This window comes from Nitrosomonas nitrosa (assembly GCF_003051105.1).
GTDB classification, from domain to species: domain Bacteria; phylum Pseudomonadota; class Gammaproteobacteria; order Burkholderiales; family Nitrosomonadaceae; genus Nitrosomonas; species Nitrosomonas nitrosa.
The window spans coordinates 35,117-54,789 of the sequence record NZ_QAOO01000003.1; the positions used below are offsets into that span (position 1 = coordinate 35,117).

The following is a 19,673-nucleotide window of genomic DNA, read 5'->3' on the forward strand; positions in this document are numbered from 1 at the left end:
TGAAAGTTTAGGGTGCCCAAGATTTTCATGATTATATAAGCGAAATGATACTGCTGATGCATTTCATCGCGATGAAAATTTATCTCAGTGCGCTACTACTTATACCCCTCGCACCTCAAAATTCGCAACTATACCTTCTCCCGCTGGGAGAAGGTTGGATGAGGGATGATAAAAAATCGAATTTTGAGGTGCGAAGTGTATAAAAATATATTAGGGGCAGTTGGTTCGGGCAAAAATAGGTAAAGTGACCATTGGGTCAATCGTTAATAAACGAGTAGCCCAATCTTTTCAATTATTTGGCAGAGAGGTTATGTTCTTCGTTTGATGGAAACGGCTATGTGCTCTAATGAAGGGCGTACACAGTCACCCAAACACCCAAAAAGTTTATGGGGTTTATGGCAGCAAGTTGATAAGTGTGATGCAATTATCTACGGATTGCTCGCCACGCTTTCGAGATATTCCACTTTTACTTCGGTAAGCCCCTGTTTATGTAAGCCAATGCGTTTTGCTGCCCCCTGCGATAGATCGATCAATCGATTTTTCTTGAAAGGCCCGCGATCATTGACAATGACATCGACGCTGCGGCCATTGCGAAGATTGGTCACTCTGACTTTACTGGGAAGCGGCAGCGTTTTGTGAGCGGCAGTGAGTCCATGCGGGTTGAAACGCGTGCCCATCGCTGTGCGGTTACCGGATTCTGAACCATACCATGATGCGATACCCCGTTCCTTGTATCCGATGGCTGAAGACATAGGATAATAGGTTTGGCCGCGTACTTTGTAGGGTTTGTTATAGGGTTTGTTGTGGGGGGCGGTCGATTGAGGGCGGCTGAGCGAGGGTGTGGGGGATTTAATGGGCGCAGAACAACCGCTGAATAAAAACACCATCAGCAATAACGATAAACCAGCGAGTCTGAGAGAGGTGAATATCTGCGTTGTAGACTGAATATGCGCGGGCGGTTGATTGAATAAACACTTTGTTGATTCATTTATCGTCATAATAATCATTACCTTCTATTATCAAAATTGGTTAGTTTAATAGCTGCAAGCAGCTTGCGAATTTGTGTAAAACAGGCTGCACGCACTGTAATGAATGATACGGGTTGCCTATCATAACAATCGTTGCCCAGATTGACCAAATTAGGCGGGCCAAAAAATAAATTGGGAGACCCTGCAAACCATGGCGGATCAACGATTCTGAAACCTTCCGGCATTCTGTATGTCAATTATTTATTTATATTAATCATTGAGTTATCAATAATATTTCATGCCAACACCCACCACATCCAGCAATGTTATTTCCGTTAATTGGTCAGGGGATATCCGGATCGATGCGCTCATGTTTGGCCAGCGATGGACGAATTCGACTATTTCTTACAGTTTTCCTAACCAGTATTCCTTCTGGTCGACGGATCCTTTTACTGGCTACGGCCCAGAAAATGGGGATGAAGAACCCTGGAGCAGCGCTTTTTCGCCGCTTACGCCCTCCGATCAGGAAGCGTTTAATCTTGCTTTGCAGCGCTGGTCGAATGTCGCCGCGATCCAATTCAATCCGGTGACCGAATCGCAGTTTACCGTGGGTGACCTGCGCGCAGCTTATACCTTCACCACTGAAATGACGGGGGCAGAAGCATGGACTTATTTGCCAACCGGTATTCCAGCGGGAGGTGATATCTGGTTCAACAAGGAAAGCAACAGCGCCAGAGTGAAATGGTCTGAGGGCAACTATTCGTTTCTGACGGCCATGCATGAGATTGGCCATGCGTTGGGTCTTACGCATCCGTTCGATAATAGGCAATTTCCCGCTTCGCTTGACACGATGTCATCGACCATCATGAGTTATTCGGCTATCGCTGGAGATAAGAGCTCGGGGCTGACATTTTATCCGACGACCCCGATGCTGTTGGATATCCTGGCCATTCAGCATATGTATGGCGCAAACGAACTTTATCATCGGGAAGATAACGTCTATCAGTTCGATGACACCCGAACTTACCATGAGACGATTTGGGATGGCGGCGGCATCGATTGGATTCAATACCACGGAACACAAGCCGCGCGCATAGACCTGAGAGAAGCGGAAGGGTCCTCTATCGGCAATACCGTTATGGCCTTGGATAGTAACAGCGAGCACGCCATACCCAATGTCTGGATCGCTTATGGAACGGTGATCGAGCATGCGCAAGGAGGACAGAGCGACGACTTGCTGATCGGTAACGATCATGACAACATTTTGGTCGGCGGCAATGGCCGGGATACCTTGGTCGGGCTAGGGGGGCGCGATACGTTCCACGGCGAGGCAGGGGTCGATACCGTTTTGTATTTGGGAGAGCGCGCACGTTACGCGGTATCCCAATCCGAGGGTGGCTATACCGTCGTTGATCAAGCGGGATCCGATGGGCAGGACAATGCAACGGGGATCGAGCGTTTGCAATTCAACGATATGGGATTGGCACTGGATTTGGATGGTTACGCCGGTCAAGTGGCAAAATTGCTGGGTGCTGTCTTTGGCGCGGCCGAAGTGGATAACAAAGCGTATGTCGGTACGGGTTTATGGCTGTTTGATGGGGGCATGAACCATGAAGCGGTAGCGACAGTCGCGCTCGATGCGGTCGGGGTAAGCACGCATGACGAGGTGGTGACGCTGCTCTGGCGCAACCTGTTTGGCAGCAATCCCACCCAAGCTGAAAAACAACCTTATTTGCAAGTATTGGAGAGCGGAGAAGTTTCGGCGGCTGCTTTGGCGATCTACGCTGCCGATTCGGCGATCAATACGGGCAACATCGATCTCGTCGGCTTGATGCAAACGGGGGTCGAATACACCCTGTAGACGATGGTAAACGGGTGATCAGGTTCAATTAGCATTATAATAACAAGCCTATTTATACGCATCGCACCTCAAAATTCGATTTTTTATCATCCCTCATCCAACCTTCTCCCAGCGGGAGAAGGTATGGTTGCCGAATTTTGAGGTGCGATGCGTATATCAAATCAATTTTTTGGATAGCTCATGGACATAGAACAAATCAATAGCCTTACGCATCAATTGACCGATTTGCAAGATCGGCAGAAATCCTTGCGGAGGTATCTTTGACTTCGATAACAAGAAACTACGCTTAACGGAAGTCTCAAGGCAGGCAGAAGATCCCTCGGTCTGGAACGATGCGCAGCGCGCCCAAGAACTCGGGCGTGAAAAGAAAGCACTGGAAAGTGTGGTGTTGACGCTCGAAACGATCGAGCGGCAATTGCAGGATGCCGTCGAATTACTGCAAATCGCCAGGGAAGAAAACGACGAAGCGACGTTGCAAAGCATCGTCACCGATGTGACGGGAATCGAAAAGACCGTGGCGGACATGGAATTTCGCCGTATGTTCGCAGATCCGATGGACCCGAATAACTGCTTCATCGATATTCAATCCGGATCGGGTGGAACGGAAGCACAGGATTGGGCGTCCATGCTGGAGCGCATGTATTTGCGTTACTGCGAACGCCGTGGCTTCGCCGTCGAATTGCTGGAAGAGTCTGCGGGGGATACCGCAGGAATCAAGAGCGCTACCCTTAAAGTGACGGGCGAATACGCCTATGGCTATCTGCGCACCGAAACCGGCGTGCATCGACTAGTGCGTAAATCCCCGTTCGATTCAGGCAATCGCCGCCATACTTCTTTTGCGAGTGTCTTCGTTTACCCGGAAGTCGATGACAGCATCGAAATCGACATTAACCCTGCCGATTTGCGCATCGACACTTTCCGCGCTTCCGGCGCCGGTGGGCAGCATATCAACAAGACCGATTCGGCCGTGCGGATCACGCATCTGCCCACCAACATCGTGGTGCAATGCCAAAGCGGCCGCTCGCAACACCGCAATAGAGCCGATGCTATGGCCATGCTCAAATCCCGTCTTTACGAAGCGGAGTTGCGCAAACGCAACGAAACCAAGCAAGCGGTGGAAGACGCCAAAACCGATATCGCCTGGGGATACCAGATCCGCTCCTACGTACTGGACCAATCCCGCATCAAGGATTTACGCACCAATGTCGAGATCGGCAATACCCAAGCGGTGCTCGATGGCGATTTGGACGATTTTATTCAAGCGAGCCTGAAGCAGGGTGTCGATGCATGACGGCCCGAGGTAGGGTGCAAAAAGCCAAGCGCATTGCAGTGTAATGCATCGTGAGGCGGGTATAGGCTACATTTGGCGCAATGCCCTGTGGCTATTGCGCCTTTACGGTTTACCGTCTAACGTGGGTTTGAATCATTTTGAGCGAGCTGGATCGTTTCTTGTTTGTTGAAAAATGCCACTTCGCTGGCGATATCTTGGCCGAGCAAGATTTTGAGCTGGGTGTCTGAACGCAGTTCGGCTGTTTCCATTATCTTGACGGAACTCGGCATGAGTTGACTGATTTTCTCGGCAAGCGCCAACGCGCTTGGATGGTAATGAATTTCGGTATGGGCTTGCCGGAATGTTTCATGATTCGTCAGACGCGTATTGTCAAAGCCGAATTGTTTTAGGTAAGTAGCGATGTTTCTCGCCATGCCGGTGACGCCATTGCCGTTGGATACTTCAATTTTATGAGGGTGTATTGCGGCGGTGTCTGTTTTTTCCCTGGGTTGGACTTCTGCTGCACGGTCTGCAACCAGGGGTGTCAGTTGGATAGGCTGATCGATCGTCGATGCGGTAACAGGGATTGCCCTGGAAGCCCGGATGGGTTCGGGTTCTGCGGTTAACGTTGTAGCGGGGGCTGCAGGCAGTGCTTGTGCAGGTTTTTGATCTTCGTTTCTGAACTCATAAACCTGCGGTGCAACCTGTACAAGCGATTGAGAGGATTGGGGGCTACTGAGTTGCATGATCTGCGATTGTGGCGCATTCGCGGTGAGCGTAACGATCGCAGGTCTTTGCTCGGTAGCTGGATCGATCGACGCGATGGCATCCTGCTCGTTCAATCCCATACGTTTTTGTACAGTAGCCAGGTTGCGGCTGGCTTTCGAGTTGCTCGGGTCAAAATGCAGCGCTTCCCGAAATGCGTCGGCCGCTTCTCGATACCGTTCCTGCAGGAGATAGGCATAACCAAGATTGTTATGCAGATAAGTGGCAGTCGGAGTCAGCTCGATCGCTTTCTGAAAATGCTCCAATGCCAATGAATAGTCTCCCTGCGACGAATAGACCACGCCCAACGCATTGTGCGCTTCGACGTAATCGGGATCAGCCATGAGCGCTTTTTGATAGGTGGCGATGGCATTCGCGTAGCTGAGCATCCTGTGGTAGTAGCGGCCCAGGTGATACAGATTCTCTGCACTGGTGTCCGCATGCCGCACATTCATGACGGGATTGATATGCAATGCCGAGTATTCCTTGCCGGAGTAGAGGGAAGAACAGCCCGATAACGCGGTCAGGCAACCCAATGCCCAAGCCAGCTTTTGTTTGTTTGCATCCATAATTCAGTCTCCCGTGGTTTCTGTTTTGTTACGAATGGCGTTCAAATTAGCGCGTGCGTTCACGTTTTCCGGGTCGAGCCGCAACGCGTGTTCAAACGCCCCGATCGCCTCTGCGTCGCGCCCCATCAATAAATAGGCATAACCGAGGTTGTTGCGTAAATGCGAAGCCAGCGGCGCCAACGACACGGCTTTTTGTAGGTGCTGAAGCGCAGGTTCGAATCTACCCTGGATGGCATAAATCACCCCCAGCCCGTTGTGCGCCTCGGCATGATTGGGATCGATCGCCAGAATATGTTCATAGGTGGTGATCGCCTCTGAAAATTGCGCCGCTTCCTGCTGTTTGCGGCCGAGCTGGTACATTTGTTCCATTCTTTGGGCAAGTTGCTGCTGGTTTTTCTCGCTTGCGCCAGCCGATCCGGTAGCCTGTTTGCCAAGCTGGCTGGCGCAGCCGGTGAAGAGGAAGAGACAGCCGAGCACCCACAATAATCGTTTTAGATTCACCATAATGTTTTCCTTTATTCGCCTGCAAAGGTAGGTAGCAAGATACGGTATATACTGATAAACGCTGGTCCCATGAGCACGACCATCAGGGAAGGGAAGATAAAAAAAATCAGCGGAAATAGCAGCTTCAATGCAATTTTAGCAGCCGCTTCTTCGGCTCGCAGACGGCGCTTGGTACGCAAGGTATCCGAATAGACACGCAGCGAATCTGCCGTGCTCGTACCAAAGCGGTCTGCTTGAACGAGCATGGCAACCAAAGCTTCTATTTCCTCAACGCCTGTACGTAAAGCAAGATTACGCAGCGCTTTTTCCCGAGAAGCGCCCGCGCGTAACTCCAGTCCTACCAAATGGATTTCTTCTGCCAGAACTTGACTACTGATTTTCATTTCCTCCCCGACTTTGGCTAATGCTGCATCTAGACCCAATCCCGCTTCAACGCAGACGGTCATCAAATCAATTGCATCAGGAAAATTCTCGAAGAGCTCGCGTTGACGGGAGGCTATGAGGCGAGCAAGTATTATATTGGGTAGGTAATAACCTAGTGTCGCCAATAGTAGTAATGTGAAAGCGGCGCCACTAGCGCTCAATTCTAGCCGACCAATACCTGTCGATAATAAGAAGATGGCCGGCAACATCAAGGCAAGCACTGTTTTGGTAGCAAAATAAATTGTAGGTGCTGCGCTTGAACGAAAACCAGCATGCATGAAGCGTGCACGAAATGCCGATTTATTCCAATCTTCTTCGGGTAAAGAGAGTTTTGCTAATGGTTCCGATAGTTTAACCACTGTTTCCTTCCAAACATCAGCTTCTTTGTCTTTATCCAGTGTATTGCCTTTTCTAGCAATCTGTTTTAGACGGACCTGGGTGGCGCCTGGCGATACTATTAGCATTATTGCATAAGCAATGCCCGCAACGGCAAGAAAAACTATGACTAGAAAAATAGTTTGTTCAGAAATCATCATATGCTCACCTTTATGTCCAGTGGAGAGAAACAATTAGTAGATTCATGATATTTTTTATTAATCAGACATGTGTGACTCATACGCGTATTTTTATGATACGCGACATGGCAAAAATACCGACTACCATCATTCCGAGTGCAACCGCGATGATGAATGGACCTGCTGGATCAGTCCACAAGATGCTCATGAAACTTGGATTAACGATATTGAGTAATACTGCCATGGCGAAAGGCAAGGATGAGAGAATCCATGCAGATAGACGGCCTTCTGCTGATAGGACGCGTACCTTACCAAGAAGAGTGAGCCTAGCGCGTATCAAACTACTGATTTTATCCAGGAGCTCGGCTAAATTTCCGCCACTCTCGCGTTGAATAAGTACAGCAATGACAAAATATCGCAAGTCAGTAATAGGTACACGCGTGGCGAGACCCATCAGTGCAGTGTGTATGGGCACGCCGTAATTGACCTCATCAAAGACCATGCGAAATTCGCTGGCAGTGGGTTCGCTGCTTTCGGTTGCTGCCATTTGAAGTGCGCCAGGAAAAGCATGACCCGCTTTGAGTGCGCGCGACATTAGATCTATGGTTTCAGGCAGTTGCTGCTCAATTGCGCGTAGACGTTTATTTTTTTCCCTGAATATAAAGAAAAAAGGCAGCGAACCGCCAACAATCGCGCTTAGCAGAATGACGGGCAATGACATATTGAACAATGCGGCAACTGCCATTGCACCTATTCCCATTATGAAAATATAGCCTATAAATCTGGAAACCAATAGCGGCTGCCCTGATTGCAGCAATAATTGATCCAGAATATGCACGCGTGGAATGCTGAGCAACAATTTTTGGAGGGGGGGAGAATGACTCAGCAGTCGTTGTTTGAGCAAAGATACATTGCCATCTTCGTTTTGGCTGATAGTAATTTCTTGTAAACGTTTCTGGATGCGCTGGACCTTTTTCCCCAGATGTGCGTTCCAAATCAAGTAGCCGCCCTCTAATAACAAAACGACTGCAAGAAAGGCAAGTACTATAAAGAAATAATAAAGGTAGTCCATAGATGCCTCCTATTCATAGCGTCTGGAGGGGTCAAAAATTTCATCCCGTAATGGATAGCCATGGACACGCAAACGCTCTGCAAATTTGGGGCGAATACCGGTTGCGCGAAAATGCCCCTGTACCATACCATCCGCTGCAACGCCAGTTCGCTCAAATGTATAAATTTCCTGCATAGTGATGACATCACCCTCCATGCCGGTAATTTCTTGAATACTCAATATCTTGCGTTTGCCATCAGGTAAACGGGAAGCTTGAATTACCACCGTAATGGCCGAACAGATTTGCTGACGGATTGCCTTGGCTGAAAGGTTGAGTCCGGCCATACCTACCATGTTTTCGATCCGGCTGATTGCATCGCGTGGGGTATTAGCATGTATCGTAGCCATTGATCCTTCATGGCCAGTGTTCATTGCTTGCAACATATCGACCGCTTCTGCTCCACGAACTTCACCGATGATTACTCGGTCAGGGCGCATGCGCAAACTATTCTTAACTAGAGCACGTTGCGATATTTCACCTTTACCCTCGACATTGGGAGGCCTTGTTTCCAAACGAACGACATGAGGTTGTTGCAATTGAAGTTCAGCAGCGTCTTCAATAGTGATAATCCTTTCGTCATGTGGAATGAAGCTGGATAAGATATTAAGCAAAGTGGTCTTGCCACTGCCCGTGCCTCCGGAAATTAATATGCTGCATTTTGCCTTAACTAGCCCATTAATAATTTCGGCTACTTCAGAAGTCATCGACTTATAGCGAATCAGATCATCTACCTTGAGTGGGACGACAGCAAAGCGACGAATCGAGACGGATGCCCCATCGATTGCAAGAGGTGGGATGATCGCATTGACACGGGAACCATCTGGCAGGCGCGCGTCGACCATGGGACTGGATTCGTCGACACGGCGGCCAACTCTTGACACGATGCGGTCAATAATTTTTCTCAAGTGATTTTCATTAGCAAAGTGAATATCGGTAAGTTCCAGTTTGCCCCGCCGTTCAACATAAACCTGGCGATGAGAATTTACCAAAATATCCGAGATAGTCGGATCTGCAAGCAGTGGTTCGAGTGGACCAAGACCCAATATTTCATGCTGAATATCCTGGATGATACGTAGGCGCTCCGTATCATTGATCGGGGTATGCTCTTCAATTAAAAGCCGCTCCACCAGGCTCTTGATTTCTGTCATTAGTCGTTCTTGCGGCAGGTTTTCCATGACTGCCAAATCCATTCGATTGAGCAATCCTTCGTGGATGCGGGATTTTAATTCATGGTATCCCGCATTGTCATGCAGTGCCTTTTGATTGTTAACTATTGCAACAGCGGCTAAATTGGAAGATGCTTTATGAGTGATGCCTATTTCCTGAAAACGATCGCGTATTGACATGATAAGTGTTCCTTAATGGTGAAATAATTTCATGAAATCTGGAACGAAAATAGCTTTTTAAGTAATCCGTTTTGCTCATTACCCTGAGTCAATTCACGGGTGATTTCTTGCAATGATTTCGCGACTATACTTCGACGTGCGAGCTTGATAACAGGTATGCCTTGATTAACAGATTCAGCAACCACGCTATAGTCATTGGGGACTGTCTTGAATACGTTCAGATTCAATGTGTTGGTTACATCGGTAACAGTGATGTCATCCTTCTTACCGAAACGATTCAAAATCAAGCGGATTTTATTAGCGGGGTACCCTAATGAGTAGAACGTATCAATGACACGTTTTGCGTTCCGAATAAACGGCAATGTTTGTTGTAGCACCGGAAAAATCAAATCAGCATGATCTAAGCACTGGATTGAAATGGCGTCGAACGAGCAACCGATATCCAGAATAACAAAATCGTAATGTTTTTTAGCAACCTGTATCAGGGATTTAACATGCTCTGGCTTGATCTCGGCTGCCTTTTCTGGTTCCTCTGGAGCTGCCAACACATCGAAATTAGGCAATACATGGATCGAGCTGGAAGAGAGGAACGAGCCATCCAGCCGCTGGATTTGTCTCGTTACATCGGCAATGGAAGTGGTAGGGGTGCTATCTTGTACAAATAGTGAGGCATCCCCAAGTTGCAAGTTGAAATCGATTAAGATGACGCGTTTGCTTTCTATCGCGGCTAAGGAGTAAGCAATATTGCTCGCGAGAAAAGTAGCTCCGCTGCCGCCTTTGCAAGGAATAAAAGCCAGCACTTGGCCATCATGCAATGGGGCTTTAGCCAGCGCTTTTCTCTGTCTAAAACGCTCGACAGCATCGATCAGTACATGTTGATTGAGAGGGGTAGGGACAATCTCACGTATTCCTACTCGCATAGCTTCCAGCAAAAACTCTTGAGGTTGTGGTGGACATAGCATAATGACACCCAAATCAGGAAAATGAGATGTCACAATACTCAGGATTTGTTGCTCTCCTGGATTAAGTTTTATGCCCTCCAGTAACAAGAGATCGGGATGTTCCTGCTCGATAACAGCAGGGATTTGCTGCGCACCCCCTGTTATCGCTACCATAGGGGTTGATGCACAGGCATCCGCAAGGTATTTCTGGATATCATTCAGACATTGTGGGTCTTGGGCGATCGTTGCGATTTTCACTTGCAGAACTCCTTTGTTTTGTGGCTACCCATGTATCGTTCCATTATGAGAATGTTCGTAGCATTGTCATGACACTGCATTAATAGCTCAATGATTAAATGGTTCATGGTCTTCTAACTGCAATCTGGGTTGATATTGCCTTTACCATCGTTACTGATCATACTTTCACGGGGCAGAGTCGTGCTGAAGGGGGGCATATCAATATCCAACGGTATGAGTGGAATCAGCGTAGATACGGTTAAACCGGAAATGCTGACTGTGACGGATCTGCAGTCATCAATGGTACAACCACTCGGTAAGTAATCGACATCGATATGACTTGGCGAAAGTACACCGAGTATGCTCTGCATTTTTGTCTTAATTACGCTTGCATCCTGATCGCAGACAACAGCGAGGCGTGCGCCTAGCCGTGTTGCTTCGGTAGCGGTATTCCAGTAGAACAATACGCGGCTCATTTCGACGACACCAAATAATAGGGTGAACAGCAGCGTGGCCATCAAGGTAAACTCAACGGCAGCCGCGCCACGCTGGTGAATGTTATGGGTCGCCTGCTGTTTAAGAATGATTCTTTGCGAAGATTTCATGATTGCCTCATCGTTGCGCGAATATCACCGAATGTTAACGATTCTTCACCACTTCCAATCAATGAGAGCGGATTCAAAAAGAAATTGAAGGAATAACCCGTAATTCTGACTTCTACCAGCGTTATGGGTGTGCCTTCCTTTGTCGTGTCGTTAACGGGGTTGATTGACACCATGTCGGTCGTCAGGCCAGGCGCAAGCGGTTGCCCCGTACAGTCGGTATTGCCGTACACGGCAAGACATTTAGCTTCAGTCTGGGTTTTTGCATAGTCGGGCGATACTGGATTCATGTGCGACAGATGACGGACAGCATCGCGGGCCGCTTTGACAACCGTATTGTATTGATAAAGCGCGCGGCCATATTCGGCAGCCCCGAGTGCCAGTACTAACAATGGGATCATGAGAAGTGCAAGCTCAACCGCAATTGCGCCACGCATGGCATCCTGTTTGCCACCAGAGCATTTTTGTAAAGTGTGTAGTCGAGACATGTGATTTACCTCACTAGCGTTGGCACCATTGGACCAATTGCATTCGGTCCCGCAGGTACACCATTCGTTGCGCAAGGGCTGTTCTGCATATTCGAGCGGCCAAGATATTCCAAATACATGCGGGTTGACCCTGTGCCGCTTCCGCCTTGCGAATTATTGATCGGGTGCAACATCATGACACATGCCCAATCCACGACAGCTGAAGTAGTGTTGCCACCTGCAAGGGCATCGCAGTCTACGACCGCAGCGGTAGCCAACCTGCGATCTTCGCCATTCTCTTTGAGGTAGGTGCTGTCTTTAATGGTGCCCTTTACATTCAAACCGGTATCTTTATTGCCCTGGTAGGCAGCGTTGCTGCCGCGCTTGTTCAGAAAATCGGAAAATGCATTGAATTTCGATGGCCAGTTAATTTCCGTGTAGGCGTAGCCGCTATAATCTGGACGTGCATCACTTTGATTGACATTTCCTTGATAAATACCAAATCGGCTGTTCCAGTCATTGCCGAGTGAGGATATTACGCCAGCCTGGCCAACTTGAGAGCCGAGCGCGGGTAGATTGCATTGCCCTGGTCCTGTCAGAAGTTCTGCCAATTCGGCAGCACCGCCCGCTGGTGGCGTAAAATCCACCCACATGAAATTACCTGTCAGGTTTACGTTATCCTTATTATTTCCTCCTCCTCTAGGTGGGCCCAACACACTTTCCACCCATGTGCCGACTGGGGTGTTGGGAGGTACATCATCGATGCAGATACCGACGGGTATCGCGCATGAAGTTATCTGCGATGGGGATAGCGTCGCAACAGCGCTGGCGACTACTGTTTGATCACCGATATCGATACCTGGAAAAAGATTGAGTATTTGGATAAACCAGTTAGCGATACCTGACCGATTCACTTCGCAACGTGCAAATCTCAAATTGGTCGCGCCGGGCCCAGAAAAGGCGTCTTGGTAGCTGCCTGCGAGCATATCGCTGAACGTCACACTGCTGACCTTAATTTGCTCGTCCTGGAACATGACGTTATGCCGTTCTCCCGTGGTAATACCAGCGGCTTCGGCTATTACCAGTTGGTTGGTGTTGGCGCCTGTCAACTCGCGTGCGGCAGCCAGTGCGCACGCGTCCGCACTATTTTGCAGCTCGGTTTTGGCAACATAGAGCTTACCCACATCCAGTGCCAGGCCGGCAGCGCCAATCAAGCCCACCAGCGATAACGCGACGACGACAGCGACGGCTCCCGCCTCTTTTCGGGGGAGGCGCTCGTAGTGGTGACAAGATGATCTAATCGGCGATAGATTCATATAGAGTTCTCCTTTCATAAAGTAGCGCTGGTCATGACACATTGCCTAGTTGCCGCTGCCACCTTGAGCACCACCGCCGCCTGTTCCCAAATTAAGAACGCCTCTCATTGGCGGTTGTGGATTTCTGAATGAATTACGGAAGTTGTCAAAGATCGCATCACCCGCTTGCCCATCAATACCCAGAAGTGGATCCAGTTAGTTGGACACTAGAGAGTCAAAGTTAAGGAGTTATTTTCTGTATGATTATTTTTATAAATAACAGGAGTACAGAAAATGAGCAAGAAACGCAGAAATCATTCACCGGAGTTTAAATCAAAAGTTGCACTGGCGGCAATCAAGGGTGACAAGACGCTAACCGAGTTATCCCAGCAGTATGGCATCAACAGCAATCTGATTGTGAAGTGGAAGAAGCAGTTGATTGAGAACAGCACTGAAGTATTTGCGTCGGGTAAGGGGTTGGCGCCGGATCGGGAGTCAGAAATTCAGTCACTGCAAGCCAAGATTGGTCAATTGACCATGGAGAATGATTTTTTGTCCAAAGCGCTCGGTCGCTAGATCGGGCGCGGAGGAAAGATATGGTTCAGACGGCGCATCAGCTACCAAAGGCGCGGCGTTGCAAATTGTTGGATATACCAAGATCGAGCAGTTATTATCAACCGCAACCGGTAGCTAAAGAAGACCTGTTGCTGATGCAATTGATTGACCGGATTCACATGGACAAACCTTTTCTCGGGTCACGGCGTATAGTTGATGCCCTGACAGAACAGGGGTATGAAACAGGTCGAAAACATGTGCGACGTTTAATGCGGCTCATGGGCATACAAGCGATCCATCCTGGCCCGAAGACTTCGAAGCCGCATCCGCGACACAAGATATATCCATACCTGCTGCGTGGCCTGGAGATCAACCGGGCCAATCAGGTGTGGTGCAGCGATGTGACCTATCTGCCGATGGCATCCGGTTTTCTTTATCTGACAGTCATCATGGATTGGTATAGCCGTAAGGTGCTGAGTTGGCGTGTGTCTAACAGCCTTGATGCCAGTTTTTGTGTTGATGCGCTTGAAGAGGCGATTTACCGTTACGGGACACCGGGTATATTCAATACGGATCAGGGCTCACAGTATACCAGTGAGGCCTTCACCGAAGTTTTGGAGAACCACGGGATTAAGATCAGCATGGATGGCAAAGGTGCCTGGAAAGACAATGTATTTGTTGAACGCCTGTGGCGCAGTGTCAAATATGAGGAAGTTTATCTTAATGCCTATGAGTCAGCTTCTGAGGCTAAACAATCGTTGGCAAAGTATTTTCACTTTTACAATGAAAAACGGAAGCACCAGACCTTGATGGCTACGCCAGATCAGGTTTATTATGAGTCAGTCAGGCTGCAAGGAGCAGGTTGATATGTCGGAAAATAACTCCTTAGAAACCTGTCCAAAAAATGGGGTCCACCTCTCTTCTAGGAAGTGCTTAAAAATTAGGCAGCTCACTGTCGAAAAAATGGGGTTTTCGGGCTGACACTAGTTAGATTATGCATGGTTTGCTTGATGACACTAGCGCGTCTTGGTATTTTATCCTAGGGTTGCTATTGACTATACCCATGATCCGCCACACAACCCATGATTATTATGAATGATGAGTAATCATCTCGTATTTCTCCCCTTAGATAAGAATTTGAGAATGGGGAATGCCGCATTTTCGAAATGACGCTTTATATGGATGAGAAGCCTTTTAATAACTCAAGGTTAACTCTAAAAATCCATATTTCGTTACAATATATCATTGCTCACAAAAAATGTTTCCTTACCTATTAATCATAGGCTGCGTCAACATTTTTTGCTTGCGCCTTATCCTGTTTAAAATTCTGAATTGTTAGAGGTACCTATGAAATTTACCTTTGTTTAACTGTACCCTTGTTAAGTATGGTACGGTTGTTTAGTCAGGCAATAATGATATTGCGTTAGAAACGCTATACGATTGATCCATTCCAGAAAAATTTGTTGGATGACCATTCGGATTTGCTTTGCCGAATGTTGGAACCAGTAGTTCATTCTCAGGGTGGCAAGTACTACTTCATTAATATCCCATGTATCAAGCGGCTGGGAGGCCTTAGCGTGACTAAGAACAATAGTGTTTCAGTTTGGTAGAACACTTGGTTGCTTCTGCCTACAATGAAGCAGGCAGAAGCAACCAATCTAGCGTTTTGCTACATTCTCCCATTGAAAATGGAGGCCATACAATATAGCCTATCAAAGCTTAACTTCTTTTCCTTCTGTTTGCCCAAAGCCCAATTAATGCAGCACTGAACAAAGCGATAGAACCCGGTTCTGGTATTTCTGCTGGAGGAAACCTTACCTCCGTTTTTTCTCCATTAATTTGGCTGATTTTAATAAAATCTAGGCTATCGCCAAATTTAGGAGCAAGAATTAAGTAGGGCCCAGAATAACTCGCTAGATTTTGCTGTGTATTGATAGGCACATCGTTGAAATCGAATTTGGTAAAGCCGAGACTTGCAAGGTCAGAAAATTTTTTGCTGGTGAAGTCATAGTCTGCCATCAGGCCTTCACCACCAATCCACACGCTAACATCAGAATCCCAATATCTCCAGCCAATTTCAAAACTAGTATACTCAAACGTAATAAAATCTGATGGAGACGCGTATTCAAAAACGACGAGGTCATCTCTGCCGTTATTATCGACAGCATGGTTAGGATTGGAGTTTTCATTGCTACTATCAGGATTCTTTACTCCGAGGCCACCATCCCAAATGGTGAGCGTTGCTTTCTTAAATGCACCTGTGCCACTATTATTATTCGTTGCATAAGCGCGTGCCTTGAGTATTTCGCCATCATTGCCCGTAAATGTGCAAGAGTTTCCTGCGCCGCTCGTACATGAACCCGTGCCTGAGACTGTATCCCAAGTAATTGGGCCGGCTACTGCAGAACCTATCCATCCAGAACAAAAAATGGCTATCCCTGCCACAATTATTTTTTTCATTATTTCTCTCCTTGATAAAAATATTTAAGCCGTCGAATGGCTGCATATTTTATCAAGCAAAATTTGTGCCAAATTTTATATAATTAAAAAAACAATAGGTTGTACATGAACTATAGTTGGATATTGAGACTTATGTAAAGCCAGTCGACATGTACTAAAGTACTAGAAATCCACGCTTGTGTCTCTTTCCTATCAAGGAAAAACCTGATTGCTGTCATCCCCAACTACCTATCGTTAACGTGGTTGCAACTGGCCCAATCATGAACCAGGGTCAATACGACCTGAGCGAGTATTGATATGACCGTAAGGCGTAAGGTGTCCGTTCGTGTTGGTTTAAGGCAATAGTGTCTATTATGCAGAGATCGTGGGGTAATCGCTGTCCTGATTGATATCGAGGTGGTTGGATGAGGTAGCGGTATCCTTGACCAGTAGCGCGAGTTTGATGCGGTCTGAAATAGCGAGTTTACGGAAGATTTCAGTGAGGTGCGCTTTGACAGTGCGCTCGGTAATGTCGAGTTGTCGCGCGATCTGCTTGTTGCTCTCGCCCTGGCCGACCAGGATGGCGATTTCATATTCGCGTTTGGTCAAATTTTCCAGCAGGCTATTGATGGCGCGTTCGATATGTTTTTTCTCCTGCATGGTCATGGCCAATTCGCTTTGCATGTATTGAACCAGTTTGCGCCGGATCCATAATTCCCCATTCAACACCGCGGTCACCGTGCGTCTGAGCAGCTCGGGCTCGATGGTTTCTTGGCAGAATCCTTTTACCCCGGATTTAAACAAATTCCACTCGGTTTCATCGGAAATGCCGGAAGTAGAAATGATGATTCGGGTTTTTGGACTCAGTATGAGCAAATTATCGATGATTTCTCCGTCCTCTTCATCCAGCAGGTCGTGATCTAGCAGCAGAAGCGTAGGCTTTCTTCTACTCATTTCGTATTTGAGCGAACGGAGGTTGCTCAAACTGAGCACGGTTGACACGCCGGTCAAGGCTTGCGACCAAAGCGCAAGCTTTTCTTCGCATGAGCTGGCAAGTAGTATCAAGATTTTTTTTCTCCTATATAACCGTGTTAGCTGAGGAAATGCATTTCTGAATCATCGAAAACCAGACCGATGTTTCAAGCCGGATAGTGGAGCGACTTGTGCGGCGTTTCTGTAACCTCGCTGATTCAGAGAGTGTTGTCACTTATTAACGACACATTTGTTTTGAACTTAAATATTGATTTGTGATTTCGAAGCTTCAGAGCGAGGGTGGCTTTATTAATCACACGCGGTGAGTGAGTGGATTCGTCAGAGAGATGAGCGCGGGATGGGTGAGAATGGGCTTGTAGGGAGAAAAAGACAGGTGATGGGGGTGTTCCCCATCACCGCTGCCTGATCAGGCTGCTGTGCGCCTGTTGGTACGATTTGTTTGCGAGTGCAATCAGGTGCATCCAGGTTTGCCGCTTACTCCAAGCATCATTCGCTGGGTGCGGCTAGCCTGAACGATTGGGTGTTCCGTCAATTCACCGGGGTTGCTTTGAGCAGGCTCAGTGTGTTGCTTTCCGGATGGTAGAGCATTTCGACCGAATAGACGATGCCGGACTGCGTATCGAGCACTTGCGGGAATCTCACGATCTGGTTGGCTGGATTATAGGTCGGCAGATAAGGATCGGCCGTCAAGGGTTCATCGAGCTGTTGAATCGACTCGATTCCAAAGGTGCTGAGCATATCGGCGCTGATAGGGGTATTCAGTTGTTCCAGCCTGACCGAGTAGAGCTGGTTGTTTACCCGCATCTTGGCGACATTGGCTTTGCGGCCAATCGAATCGAAAGTGACGCTGCTGGGTGAAAGCACCGCAAACGGATCGGCGCCGGTACGGGTGACTCGCAGCGTATATTGATCATCGGAATAGGGGTAAGCCACGATGAATTGTTCGATGATTTTCGAGCCATCCGGCAAAGTGGCTTTGACTCTTTCCAGTACCGTATCGCCCGAGCCGCAGTCCTCCAGATCGCTTTTTGCCGCACCCTGCGCATCGAGCCCGCTGCTTCGCAACAACGGAGACGTGATCAGCGCCAGATAATTTTTGGGTTGGGTACCCACGCCAATATCCAGGGTACGGCGATCGCCGAAACACGGATCGATGATACCGATTAGGCTATTGTTAAAAACCCTTTGTCGTAGAGTAAATAGAAATGGTTTGCTTGCGCGGTGGCTAAAGTTTCATTGGTCCGGTCCAGATAGGTGCGGAGCGTTACCGATTGATTTTCATTTCCTTCGCTAACGAATTTATCGGCATCGAATACATACATGACCCACGCTTTCTCGTCTTTACAGTGCGAGCCTTCCGGACAGAGTTCCAGGTTGATGATTTCATTACCGAGGCTGTTGAAAATAAACCAGTCTCGATCAGAGGAAGTGGTCAGTTGGCCGCGCATATATTGCCCCATTTGGGAAGCATTGCCTGCATGAATCGGGCTCGCTTCGTTCGAGCCATTGTTGAATTCGATCTCGACGTTATCGAAAGAAACCGAAGGATTGCCGAGGATATAGACGGTCAGCTTGGCATCGACGGTTATGTTGTTGGTCGTAGTCACCTCATAACGAAACACTTCTTGCGCGGTATCGTTAGGTCCCAGCACTTGTACTTGCGGCAAGTCGTTCTTCAGGGCGTAACGGAAACTGCCTTCCGCCGAGATATCCAAATAGCCGTAAGTACCAATTGGACTGTCTATCAGCCGCAGAGAAGCGCCATCCACGCCACCGAAAAGATTGCCCGATACTTCCTGCTTTTCGTTTTTGATAACGGTCATTACCAACTCGATTTTGCTGACGGTGGGCGTACCCCCCCCTGACGATCCTCCACCCCCGGAGGAGCTGCCACCGGGTGGCCGTATCGTTTGAGCGGAGGCGCCCCAGGCAAATATCAGCAGCAAAATTAATAATATAGCCGGTATGGATACCTTATTCATTACATTCCATTTTTTCATAATCGTTCGCAGTTGAGTGGTTGATCAAGGAAGATGGGTCTATTGTCATTCGCCAGTTTGACGTTTTGCGCTGAGTCAGGGCGCGGCATCAAAGCGGGGGGTGACGCTATAGCCAGATGATCGGTCGATTTTTGGTCAAAAATCAGAGTCTGGCTATGACTATTCCGTAAAACTTACGTAAAACCTCTTGCTGACGATTATCTAAAAATTTCTGGCATGATGAGGGATGGAACAACCCAATAAAATGGAGCTAATTCGAATTTATGGGGTCGGCACATCCGGTGGGGTGGATTGCTTCGAGGGATGAGGTATCGTTTCGCAGTGGGCGCTACTCGTCTTCGATGATTTCAAAATCGTGTGTGATATTGACAGAATTTTTCAGCATGATGGAAGCTGAGCAATATTTTTCAGCCGAGAGGCTGATTGCACGTTCGACCTGATGTGCGTTCAGTTTTTTTCCGGTGACGATGAAATGCATATGAATGTCGGTGAAAACTTTGGGGTCTTCAACCGCGCGCACGGCGTCGATTTCTACCACACAATCGGTAATTTCCTGACGGCTTTTTTGCAGAATGAGGATGACATCGATGGTGGAGCAGCCGCCTAGCCCTAGCAAAATCAGTTCCATCGGGCGCGGCCCCAAGTTTTTGCCGCCGATGCCGGGTGCGCCATCGATGACTACGCTATGACCGCTTTCCGTCTCGCCTAGGGAACAAATGCCTTCTTGCCATTTAATGCGTGCTTTCATTGGTTTTTTTTCCTATTTTTTAATATATATGCTTCGCACCTCAAAATTCGATTTTTATCATCC

The 19,673-nt window shown here is 48.0% G+C and carries 18 protein-coding genes; 3 read left to right on the forward strand and 15 right to left on the reverse strand.

Annotated elements, in window-relative coordinates; all coding sequences use genetic code 11:
* Positions 1-428: 428 nt before the first annotated feature.
* On the reverse strand, positions 429-998 hold the full coding sequence (locus C8R30_RS02000) for a septal ring lytic transglycosylase RlpA family protein (RefSeq protein WP_090672321.1): 570 nt from the start codon (positions 996-998) through the stop codon (positions 429-431).
* A gap of 268 nt (positions 999-1,266) precedes the next feature.
* Here C8R30_RS02000 and C8R30_RS02010 point away from each other — a divergent pair, with 268 nt between their 5' ends.
* Both C8R30_RS02010 and prfB read left to right on the forward strand, forming a co-directional pair.
* Positions 1,267-2,829 carry a M10 family metallopeptidase gene (locus C8R30_RS02010; protein WP_107789413.1) on the forward strand — a complete coding sequence of 521 codons (1,563 nt, stop codon included), beginning with the start codon at positions 1,267-1,269 and terminating at the stop codon, positions 2,827-2,829.
* Between the two features lie 180 nt (positions 2,830-3,009).
* Positions 3,010-4,120, forward strand: a protein-coding gene (prfB, locus tag C8R30_RS02020; RefSeq protein ID WP_143068254.1) for a peptide chain release factor 2 whose coding sequence is annotated in 2 segments (ribosomal slippage) — positions 3,010-3,090 and positions 3,092-4,120 — 1,110 coding nt in all. Because the reading frame shifts where the segments join, the coding sequence is not laid out codon by codon here.
* Positions 4,121-4,236: 116 nt separating this feature from the next.
* On the opposite strand, the gene C8R30_RS02025 is transcribed toward prfB, so the two are convergent.
* The 9 genes from C8R30_RS02025 to C8R30_RS02065 all read right to left on the reverse strand — a co-directional run bounded on the left by C8R30_RS02025 (position 4,237) and on the right by C8R30_RS02065 (position 12,896).
* The gene (locus tag C8R30_RS02025; RefSeq protein WP_107789415.1) at positions 4,237-5,433 is read right to left on the reverse strand and encodes a LytR C-terminal domain-containing protein; all 1,197 of its coding nucleotides are present in this window, start codon (positions 5,431-5,433) and stop codon (positions 4,237-4,239) included.
* A 3-nt stretch (positions 5,434-5,436) separates the two neighbouring features.
* Entirely contained in the window at positions 5,437-5,937 is a 501-nt protein-coding gene (locus tag C8R30_RS02030; RefSeq protein ID WP_107789416.1) for a tetratricopeptide repeat protein, read from the reverse strand.
* An 11-nt stretch (positions 5,938-5,948) separates the two neighbouring features.
* Positions 5,949-6,896, reverse strand: coding sequence for a type II secretion system F family protein (locus tag C8R30_RS02035; RefSeq protein ID WP_258191912.1), 948 nt, complete (start codon positions 6,894-6,896; stop codon positions 5,949-5,951).
* 76 nt (positions 6,897-6,972) lie between these two features.
* Positions 6,973-7,947 (reverse strand): type II secretion system F family protein, encoded by a 975-nt coding sequence (locus tag C8R30_RS02040; protein ID WP_090672663.1) that lies wholly within the window; start codon positions 7,945-7,947, stop codon positions 6,973-6,975.
* 9 nt (positions 7,948-7,956) lie between these two features.
* Positions 7,957-9,333 carry a TadA family conjugal transfer-associated ATPase gene (locus C8R30_RS02045; protein ID WP_090672666.1) on the reverse strand — a complete coding sequence of 459 codons (1,377 nt, stop codon included), beginning with the start codon at positions 9,331-9,333 and terminating at the stop codon, positions 7,957-7,959.
* A 29-nt stretch (positions 9,334-9,362) separates the two neighbouring features.
* A complete protein-coding gene (locus tag C8R30_RS02050) occupies positions 9,363-10,532 on the reverse strand; it encodes a CpaE/TadZ family protein (RefSeq protein ID WP_258191913.1) in 1,170 nt (389 codons plus the stop codon).
* A 113-nt stretch (positions 10,533-10,645) separates the two neighbouring features.
* Entirely contained in the window at positions 10,646-11,116 is a 471-nt protein-coding gene (locus C8R30_RS02055; protein ID WP_090672669.1) for a TadE/TadG family type IV pilus assembly protein, read from the reverse strand.
* Positions 11,113-11,601 (reverse strand): TadE/TadG family type IV pilus assembly protein, encoded by a 489-nt coding sequence (locus C8R30_RS02060; protein ID WP_218143502.1) that lies wholly within the window; start codon positions 11,599-11,601, stop codon positions 11,113-11,115. The genes C8R30_RS02055 and C8R30_RS02060 overlap by 4 nt, the downstream gene beginning before the upstream one ends.
* 5 nt (positions 11,602-11,606) lie before the next feature.
* Positions 11,607-12,896 (reverse strand): pilus assembly protein TadG-related protein, encoded by a 1,290-nt coding sequence (locus tag C8R30_RS02065; protein ID WP_090672675.1) that lies wholly within the window; start codon positions 12,894-12,896, stop codon positions 11,607-11,609.
* Positions 12,897-13,169: 273 nt separating this feature from the next.
* Here C8R30_RS02065 and C8R30_RS02070 point away from each other — a divergent pair.
* Positions 13,170-14,296 (forward strand): IS3 family transposase gene (locus C8R30_RS02070; protein ID WP_258191914.1). Its coding sequence is split into 2 segments (ribosomal slippage): positions 13,170-13,437 and positions 13,437-14,296, totalling 1,128 coding nucleotides; the frame shifts between segments, so codons are not numbered across the junction.
* A gap of 853 nt (positions 14,297-15,149) precedes the next feature.
* Here C8R30_RS02070 and C8R30_RS02075 read toward each other — a convergent pair.
* The 5 genes from C8R30_RS02075 to C8R30_RS02095 form a co-directional block, all read right to left on the reverse strand.
* On the reverse strand, positions 15,150-15,890 hold the full coding sequence (locus C8R30_RS02075; RefSeq protein WP_090667226.1) for a PEP-CTERM sorting domain-containing protein: 741 nt from the start codon (positions 15,888-15,890) through the stop codon (positions 15,150-15,152).
* A 351-nt stretch (positions 15,891-16,241) separates the two neighbouring features.
* On the reverse strand, positions 16,242-16,934 hold the full coding sequence (locus tag C8R30_RS02080) for a LuxR C-terminal-related transcriptional regulator (RefSeq protein ID WP_090667224.1): 693 nt from the start codon (positions 16,932-16,934) through the stop codon (positions 16,242-16,244).
* Positions 16,935-17,390: 456 nt separating this feature from the next.
* Positions 17,391-17,975: a hypothetical protein gene (locus C8R30_RS02085; RefSeq protein ID WP_107789418.1), complete on the reverse strand. Its 585-nt coding sequence runs from the start codon at positions 17,973-17,975 to the stop codon at positions 17,391-17,393.
* Positions 17,976-18,025: 50 nt separating this feature from the next.
* Complete coding sequence (locus C8R30_RS02090; protein WP_181258683.1) at positions 18,026-18,844, reverse strand: VCBS domain-containing protein; 819 nt, start codon at positions 18,842-18,844, stop codon at positions 18,026-18,028.
* A 346-nt stretch (positions 18,845-19,190) separates the two neighbouring features.
* Positions 19,191-19,610 (reverse strand): OsmC family protein, encoded by a 420-nt coding sequence (locus tag C8R30_RS02095; RefSeq protein WP_107789420.1) that lies wholly within the window; start codon positions 19,608-19,610, stop codon positions 19,191-19,193.
* Between the last annotated feature and the right edge of the window lie 63 nt (positions 19,611-19,673).

Bases quoted from the DNA above. Each gene is read 5' to 3' on its own strand.
- C8R30_RS02000 (WP_090672321.1), bottom strand. From the start codon at position 998: ATGACGATAAATGAATCAACAAAGTGTTTATTCAATCAACCGCCCGCG.
- C8R30_RS02010 (WP_107789413.1), top strand. From the start codon at position 1,267: ATGCCAACACCCACCACATCCAGCAATGTTATTTCCGTTAATTGGTCA.
- C8R30_RS02025 (WP_107789415.1), bottom strand. From the start codon at position 5,433: ATGGATGCAAACAAACAAAAGCTGGCTTGGGCATTGGGTTGCCTGACC.
- C8R30_RS02030 (WP_107789416.1), bottom strand. From the start codon at position 5,937: ATGGTGAATCTAAAACGATTATTGTGGGTGCTCGGCTGTCTCTTCCTC.
- C8R30_RS02035 (WP_258191912.1), bottom strand. From the start codon at position 6,896: ATGATGATTTCTGAACAAACTATTTTTCTAGTCATAGTTTTTCTTGCC.
- C8R30_RS02040 (WP_090672663.1), bottom strand. From the start codon at position 7,947: ATGGACTACCTTTATTATTTCTTTATAGTACTTGCCTTTCTTGCAGTC.
- C8R30_RS02045 (WP_090672666.1), bottom strand. From the start codon at position 9,333: ATGTCAATACGCGATCGTTTTCAGGAAATAGGCATCACTCATAAAGCA.
- C8R30_RS02055 (WP_090672669.1), bottom strand. From the start codon at position 11,116: ATGAAATCTTCGCAAAGAATCATTCTTAAACAGCAGGCGACCCATAAC.
- C8R30_RS02060 (WP_218143502.1), bottom strand. From the start codon at position 11,601: ATGTCTCGACTACACACTTTACAAAAATGCTCTGGTGGCAAACAGGAT.
- C8R30_RS02065 (WP_090672675.1), bottom strand. From the start codon at position 12,896: ATGAATCTATCGCCGATTAGATCATCTTGTCACCACTACGAGCGCCTC.
- C8R30_RS02075 (WP_090667226.1), bottom strand. From the start codon at position 15,890: ATGAAAAAAATAATTGTGGCAGGGATAGCCATTTTTTGTTCTGGATGG.
- C8R30_RS02090 (WP_181258683.1), bottom strand. From the start codon at position 18,844: ATGAATAAGGTATCCATACCGGCTATATTATTAATTTTGCTGCTGATA.
- C8R30_RS02095 (WP_107789420.1), bottom strand. From the start codon at position 19,610: ATGAAAGCACGCATTAAATGGCAAGAAGGCATTTGTTCCCTAGGCGAG.